Origin of the sequence: Kineococcus aridisoli (assembly GCF_050871885.1) — a bacterium.
Lineage (GTDB): Bacteria > Actinomycetota > Actinomycetes > Actinomycetales > Kineococcaceae > Kineococcus.
Map to the genome: position 1 here is coordinate 22641 of NZ_JBJLSF010000059.1, position 6809 is coordinate 29449.

Genomic DNA, 6809 nt, shown 5'->3' on the forward strand with positions numbered 1-6809 from the left:
GGGCAGGACGCGCCGGAACGAAGGACGAAGGGACCACCGTGATCGACGACACCCTCCTCGAGGCCGAGGAGAAGATGGAGAAGGCGGTCGAGGTCGCCAAGGAGGACTTCGCCGCGATCCGCACCGGCCGGGCGAACGCCGCGATGTTCTACAAGATCATGGTGGACTACTACGGCGCGCCCACGCCGCTGCAGCAGCTGGCGAGCTTCCAGATCCCCGAGGCCCGCTCGGTCCTCATCACCCCCTTCGACCGGGGCGCGATGAGCGAGATCGAGAAGGCGCTGCGCAACTCCGACCTGGGCGTCAACCCCGGCAACGACGGCAACGTCATCCGCATCGTGCTGCCGCAGCTGACCGAGGAGCGGCGCAAGGACTACATCAAGCTCGCCCGCTCCAAGGCCGAGGACGCGCGCGTCTCGCTGCGCAACGTCCGCCGGCGCGCCAAGGAGGAGCTGGACCGCATCGTCAAGGACGGTGAGGCCGGCGAGGACGAGGTCGGGCGCGCGGAGAAGGAGCTGGAGTCGGTGACGAAGAAGCACGTCGACGCCGTCGACGAGCTCCTGAAGAACAAGGAAGCGGAACTGCTGGCGGTGTGAACCAGTCGGCACCTGACGCGTCGGCCGGCCCGCAGGCCGGCCCCGGTCCCGCGGCGGGCAGGCCCCCGCGGCGGGCCGGCCGCAACCTGCCCGCCGCCATCGGGGTGGGGGTGGGCCTGGGCGCGGTCCTCGTCCTGAGCCTCTTCGTGCGCCGCGAGGCCTTCCTCGTGCTCGCCTCGGCGGCCGTGCTCTGCGGCTGCGTCGAGATGGTGCGGGCCTTCCGCGCCCGCCACCTGCGCATCCCCGTGCTGCCGCCGGTGGCGGGGACGCTGGCCATGCTGCCGGGGGCGTACCTGGGCGGCGGCGAGACCCTCTTCGTCGCCTACGTGCTGACCGTGCTCGCCGTGCTGGTGTACCGGCTGGTGTCCTCCGGCGGCGACCACGGCTCGCCGCTGGTGGTGCCGGCGGTGCGCGACGTGGCGGCCGGGGTCTTCATCGTCAGCTACGGCCCGCTGCTGGCCGGCTTCGCCATGCTCATGCTCGCGGCCGACGACGGCCCCTGGCGGGTGCTGCTGTTCGTGCTGCTCGTCGTGGGCAGCGACGTCGGCGGCTACGCCGCGGGGGTCCTCTTCGGCCGCCACCCGATGGCGCCCACGGTCAGCCCGAAGAAGTCCTGGGAGGGCACGGCCGGCTCGGTGCTGGTGGGCGCGCTCGCCGGCGCGCTCGCCCTGCCGCTGGCGCTGGGCGGCCCGTGGTGGGGCGGTCTGCTCCTCGGCGTGGTGACGGTGGCCGTCGCGGTGCTGGGCGACCTGTCGGAGTCGATGCTCAAGCGCGACCTGGGCATCAAGGACATGGGCACGCTGCTGCCCGGTCACGGCGGGGTCATGGACCGCCTGGACTCGCTGCTGCCGGCCGCTCCCGTCGTGCACCTGCTGCTGCTCTGGCTCCTCGGTCCCTGAGGCGCGCGGCGGGCCCCGCGCACGCCCTTACCATGGAGCCACGATGACGACTCCACTGGACGCACCCCTGCGCGAGCCGCTGCCGCTGGCCCCTGCCGGCCCCGGCCAGCTCGTCATGTCGGCTCCCCGGCGCGGCAAGCCGCCGCGCCACTTCGCCGACCTCGAGCCCGCCGAGCGCGCGGAGGCGATGGTCGCCCTCGGGGAGAAGCCCTTCCGCGGCAAGCAGCTGGCCACCCAGTGGTTCGAGCGGCTCGAGGACGACCCGGAGCGGATGACGGACCTGCCGGCCGCCAGCCGCGCCCGCATCGCCGAGGCCCTGCTGCCGACGCTGCTGACGCCGGTGCGCACCCTGGCCGCCGACAAGGGGACCACCGTCAAGACGCTGTGGCGCCTGCACGACGGCGCCCTCGTCGAGTCGGTCCTCATGCGCTACAAGAACCGCGACACCCTGTGCATCTCCAGCCAGGCCGGCTGCGGGATGAACTGCCCCTTCTGCGCGACCGGCCAGGCCGGCCTGACGCGCAACCTGTCGACCGCCGAGATCGTCGAGCAGGTGACCGCGGCCTCCCGCGCGCTGGCCCGCGGCGAGGTCGCCGGCGGCCCCGGGCGCGTGTCCAACGTCGTCTTCATGGGCATGGGCGAGGCGCTGGCCAACTACAGGTCGGCCGTCGCCGCCGTGCGCCGGCTCACCGCCCCCGCCCCGGACGGCCTGGGCATCTCCGCGCGCGGGGTGACCATGTCGACGGTGGGCCTGGTGCCGGCCATCGACAAGTTCGCCCAGGAGGGCATCGCGGCCACCCTCGCGCTGAGCCTGCACGCCCCCGACGACGAGCTGCGCGACGAGCTGGTGCCGATCAACCGGCGCTGGAAGGTCGCCGAGGCCCTCGACGCCGCGCGGCGCTACTTCGAGGCCACCGGCCGCCGGGTGAGCATCGAGTACGCGCTCATCCGCGACGTCAACGACCAGGCGTGGCGGGCCGACCGCCTCGGCAAGCTGCTCAACGCGCGCGGTCGCGGCTGGGTGCACGTCAACCCCATCCCGCTCAACCCCACCCCCGGCTCCAAGTGGACCGCCAGCGACCCGGCCGTGGAGAAGGCCTTCGTGGCCGCCCTCGAGGCGCGGGGGGTGCCGACCACCGTGCGCGACACGCGCGGCAGCGAGATCGACGGCGCCTGCGGGCAGCTGGCCGCCATCGGTCCCGAGCAGCCCCGCGCGTGACGCAGGGCGTCGAGGGGCGGCCGGCCCTGGCGCAGCTGCTCGCCGAGCGCCCCCCGCGCACCGGCGCCCTGCGCCGCGGCTACCGGGTCGGCGACGTGGACCTGTTCTTCCGCCACGTCGAGAAGGCGCTGCCCGCCGGCCGCGTCGCCTCGGCCCAGGTGCGCGCCGTCGGCTTCGGCTCCCAGTTCGGCGGCTACGACGTCCCGGCCACCGACGCGCTGCTGTCGGCCCTCGAGGACGCCCTGGCCCGCCGCGAGCGCGAGCGCGCGCTCGCGCAGGAAGACCGGCGCCCCTTCGACGAGCGCCGCGCCGCGCTGGTCGCGGCCGTCGTCGGGCGCCTGGGGGAGGGGGCGGGGGAGCGCTTCCCCCGCGCACGCGGCCTGCGCCGCGGCTACCGGCCCTCCGACGTCGACGCGCTGTGCGAGCTGCTGGTCCAGCACTTCCGCGGCGGGCCGGCGCTGAGCGCCGACCAAGTGCGCGGTGCCCTCTTCCGCCCGCGCCGGGGCCGACGCGGCTACCGCGAGGCGCCGGTGGACGCCTTCCTCGACCGGGTCGTGGAGCTGATCGTCACCTTCGAGCGCTGAGCGCCGACGGCACCGCGCCCGCTGCGCAGGTGCTCAGTCCCAGGGCGGCACCGAGCCCAGCACCCGGTCCACCGCGAAGGCCACCACGACGCGCGCGGGGTTGGGGCGCGGGGTGCGGTAGCGCAGCGCGTAGCGGCGCTCGGCGTCGGCGACCTCCGCGGGGTCCTCGAGCAGGCGGCCCTCGCCCTCCAGGGCGAGCCAGCGCCGGCCGTCGACCTGGGCGACGACGACCCGCGAGCCGCGGCGCACGTGCGCGGCCTTGCGCGAGGTGCCCGAGGTGATGACGCGCACGAGGCCCGTGCCGGGCTCGAAGGTGAAGCCCACGGGGACCACGTGCGGGGAGCCGTCGGCGCGCAGCGTGGTCATCGTCGCCAGGTGCCGCTCGGCGAGGAAGTCCAGCGCGGCGGCGGGCAGGTCGTGCGGGTCCAGGCTCACACCAGGCACGGTACCCAGCGCCGGCCGCGGGCCGGCGGGGCCACCGCGCGCACCGGGTGTCCACCGTGCACACCCGGGCGCGCCGCGCAGTGCACGCCGGCACTTCCCGGCGCCGGTGCGCGGGCCTAGCGTCGTCCCATGACCACCCTCGACGACCGCCCCGGCACCGCACCGCTGGGCGGCCCCGGGCTCCCCCAGGAGATCCGCCTGCGCACCGAGGTCCCGGGACCGGTCTCCCGCGAGCTCGCCGCCCGCCGCACCGGCGCCGTCTCGGCCGCCGTCGGCTCCGCCATGCCCTTCTACGCCGCGGCCGCCGGCGGCGGGGTCGTCGTCGACGTCGACGGCAACTCCTTCGCCGACCTCGGCTCCGGCATCGCCGTGACCACCGTCGGCAACGCCGCCCCGCACGTGGTCGAGGCCGTCGGCGAGCAGGTCGCCCGCTTCACCCACACCTGCTTCATGATCACGCCGTACGACTCCTACGTCGAGGTCGCCGAGGAGCTCAACCGCGCCACCCCGGGCGAGCACGCCAAGCGCACCGCGCTGTTCACCTCCGGCGCCGAGGCCGTCGAGAACGCCGTCAAGATCGCCCGCGCGCACACCGGCCGCCAGGCCGTCGTCGTCTTCGACCACGCCTACCACGGGCGCACCAACCTCACGATGGCCATGACGGCCAAGAACATGCCGTACAAGAACGGCTTCGGCCCCTTCGCCCCCGAGGTCTACCGCGCCCCGCTGAGCTACCCGTTCCGCGACGGCCTCGACGGCCCGGCCGCCGCCGCCCGCGCCCTCGACCTGGTCGAGAAGCAGGTCGGCGCCGCCAACGTCGCCGCGATCGTCATCGAGCCGATCCAGGGCGAGGGCGGGTTCATCGTCCCCGCCGCCGGCTTCCTGCCCGCGATCGCCGACTGGGCCCGCGCCCACGGCGTCGTCCTCGTCGCCGACGAGGTGCAGAGCGGCTTCGCCCGCACCGGCGCGATGTTCGCCTGCGAGCACGAGGGGGTCGTGCCGGACCTGGTCACCACCGCCAAGGGCATCGCCGGCGGCCTGCCGCTGTCGGCGGTCACCGGTCGCGCCGAGATCATGGACGCCCCCGTCACCGGCGGCCTCGGCGGCACCTACGGCGGCAACCCGGCGGCCTGCGCCGCCGCGCTGGCCGCCATGCGCACCGTGCGCGAGGAGGGCCTCGTGGAGCGCGCCGCGCACGTCGGCGACGTCCTGCAGCGCCGGCTGCGCGCCCTGGCCGAGGCCGACCCGCGCGTCGGCGACGTCCGCGGCCGCGGCGCCATGGTCGCCGCCGAGCTCGTCGCCCCCGGCACCACCACCCCCGACGCCGCGCTCGCCAAGCGCGTCGCGGCCGCGGCCGCCCAGCGCGGCGTCATCGTCCTGACCTGCGGCACCGACGGCAACGTGCTGCGCTTCCTGCCGCCGCTGACGATGCCCGACGCGCTGCTGGAGGAGGCGCTCGACGTCCTCGACGCCGTCTTCGCCGACGACCGCGCCGAGCACGGCAGCGCCACCGCGGCCAGCACCGCGGTCACCGCCGAGGACTGAGCAGCACCGACAGGGAGGAACGCGACATGGACACCCAGCGCGAGAAGGAGCTCATCACCTCGGTGCCCACCGGGCTGTTCGTCGGCGGCGCCTGGCGCGGCGCCGCCGGCGGCAGGACGGTCGAGGTCGAGGACCCCGCCACGGGCAGCGTGCTGACGGCCGTGGCCGACGCGAGCGTCGCCGACGGCACCGCGGCCCTGGACGCCGCCGTCGCCGCCGCCCCCGGCTGGGCCCGCACGCCCACCCGCGAGCGCGCGGAGGTCCTGCGCCGCGCCTACGAGCTCGTCACCGCCCGCGCCGACGACTTCGCGCTGCTCATGACGCTGGAGATGGGCAAGCCGCTGGCGGAGGCCAGGGGCGAGGTCGTCTACGGCGCCGAGTTCCTGCGCTGGTTCTCCGAGGAGGCCCCGCGCATCTCCGGCCGCTACGCGCAGAACCCCGTGGGCGGCAGCCGGTTGCTCACCCTCAAGCAGCCCGTCGGCCCGGTCCTGGCGATCCTGCCGTGGAACTTCCCGCTGGCCATGGGCACCCGCAAGATCGCCCCGGCGCTGGCCGCCGGCTGCACGATCGTCGTCAAGCCCGCCACCCAGACCCCGCTGACGACGCTGCTGCTGGCGCAGGTCCTGGCCGAGGCGGGCGTCCCCGACGGCGTCGTCAACGTCGTCACGACGACCTCCACGGGGGAGGTGATGGAGCCGCTGATCCGCGACCCGCGGCTGCGCAAGCTCACCTTCACCGGTTCCACCGCCGTCGGGCGCACGCTCGTGGAGCAGTCCGCCCAGCAGCTGCTGCGGGTGTCGATGGAGCTCGGCGGCAACGCGCCGTTCCTCGTCTTCGACGACGCCGACCTCGGCAAGGCCGTCGACGGGGCCGTGCTGGCCAAGATGCGCAACAGCGGTGAGGCCTGCACCGCCGCGAACCGCTTCTACGTCCAGCGCGGCATCGCCGGCGAGTTCTCGCGGGCGCTGGCCGAGCGCATGGGCTCCCTCGTCGTGGGCCGCGGCACCGAGGACGGCGTGCAGGTCGGCCCGCTCATCGACGCCCGCGCCCGCGACGGCGTCGCCCGCCGGGTCGAGGAGGCCGTCGGCGCCGGTGCGCGCGTGCTCGTCGGCGGCTCCGGGGTCGGGGACGCCGGGTACTTCTACGCCCCCACCGTGGTCACCGACGTGCCCGCCGGCTCGCGCCTGCTGACCGAGGAGACCTTCGGGCCGGTGGCGCCCGTGGTCGTCTTCGACACCGAGGAGGAGGGGCTCGCGCTGGCCAACGACACCGAGTACGGCCTCATCGGCTACGCCTTCACCGAGGGCCTGGAGCGCGGGATGCGCGTGGCCGAGGCCCTGGAGACGGGCATGGTCGGGCTGAACTCCGGTGTCGTCTCCAACGCCGCGGCCCCCTTCGGCGGTGTCAAGGCCTCCGGCTTCGGCCGCGAGGGCGGCGCCGAGGGGATCGAGGAGTACCTGGAGACCAAGTACGTCGGCTTCCCGCTCTGAGCGCGGCGGGGCGGGCGCGCCGGTGCGCGCCC

General features: G+C 75.5%; 7 protein-coding genes. 6 read left to right on the forward strand and 1 reads right to left on the reverse strand.

Going from position 1 to position 6809, the window contains the following annotated elements; translation table 11 throughout:
• Positions 1-38 precede the first annotated feature (38 nt).
• From frr to ACRYM2_RS15735, 4 genes are read left to right on the forward strand one after another with little or no spacing between them, the layout of a single operon-like run.
• Positions 39-596 (forward strand): ribosome recycling factor, encoded by a 558-nt coding sequence (gene frr / locus ACRYM2_RS15720; RefSeq protein ID WP_432523359.1) that lies wholly within the window; start codon positions 39-41, stop codon positions 594-596.
• Positions 593-1495, forward strand: a complete 903-nt coding sequence (locus ACRYM2_RS15725) for a phosphatidate cytidylyltransferase (protein ID WP_432523360.1) — start codon at positions 593-595, stop codon at positions 1493-1495. Before frr ends, ACRYM2_RS15725 begins: the two co-directional genes overlap by 4 nt.
• Before the next feature lie 43 nt (positions 1496-1538).
• Positions 1539-2714, forward strand: coding sequence for a dual-specificity RNA methyltransferase RlmN (gene rlmN / locus ACRYM2_RS15730; RefSeq protein ID WP_432523361.1), 1176 nt, complete (start codon positions 1539-1541; stop codon positions 2712-2714).
• The gene (locus ACRYM2_RS15735; protein WP_432523362.1) at positions 2711-3298 is read left to right on the forward strand and encodes a DivIVA domain-containing protein; all 588 of its coding nucleotides are present in this window, start codon (positions 2711-2713) and stop codon (positions 3296-3298) included. Before rlmN ends, ACRYM2_RS15735 begins: the two co-directional genes overlap by 4 nt.
• A 33-nt stretch (positions 3299-3331) precedes the next feature.
• On the opposite strand, the gene ACRYM2_RS15740 is transcribed toward ACRYM2_RS15735, so the two are convergent.
• Positions 3332-3733: a pyridoxamine 5'-phosphate oxidase family protein gene (locus tag ACRYM2_RS15740; RefSeq protein WP_432523364.1), complete on the reverse strand. Its 402-nt coding sequence runs from the start codon at positions 3731-3733 to the stop codon at positions 3332-3334.
• Positions 3734-3871: 138 nt separating this feature from the next.
• On the opposite strand from ACRYM2_RS15740, the gene gabT reads away from it, so the two are divergent.
• Both gabT and ACRYM2_RS15750 read left to right on the forward strand, forming a co-directional pair.
• Positions 3872-5287 carry a 4-aminobutyrate--2-oxoglutarate transaminase gene (gene gabT / locus ACRYM2_RS15745; RefSeq protein ID WP_432523365.1) on the forward strand — a complete coding sequence of 472 codons (1416 nt, stop codon included), beginning with the start codon at positions 3872-3874 and terminating at the stop codon, positions 5285-5287.
• 26 nt (positions 5288-5313) lie between these two features.
• The gene (locus ACRYM2_RS15750; RefSeq protein ID WP_432523366.1) at positions 5314-6777 is read left to right on the forward strand and encodes an NAD-dependent succinate-semialdehyde dehydrogenase; all 1464 of its coding nucleotides are present in this window, start codon (positions 5314-5316) and stop codon (positions 6775-6777) included.
• The last annotated feature ends 32 nt before the right edge of the window (positions 6778-6809 follow it).

Bases quoted from the DNA above. Each gene is read 5' to 3' on its own strand.
- rlmN (WP_432523361.1), top strand. From the start codon at position 1,539: ATGACGACTCCACTGGACGCACCCCTGCGCGAGCCGCTGCCGCTGGCC.
- gabT (WP_432523365.1), top strand. From the start codon at position 3,872: ATGACCACCCTCGACGACCGCCCCGGCACCGCACCGCTGGGCGGCCCC.
- ACRYM2_RS15750 (WP_432523366.1), top strand. From the start codon at position 5,314: ATGGACACCCAGCGCGAGAAGGAGCTCATCACCTCGGTGCCCACCGGG.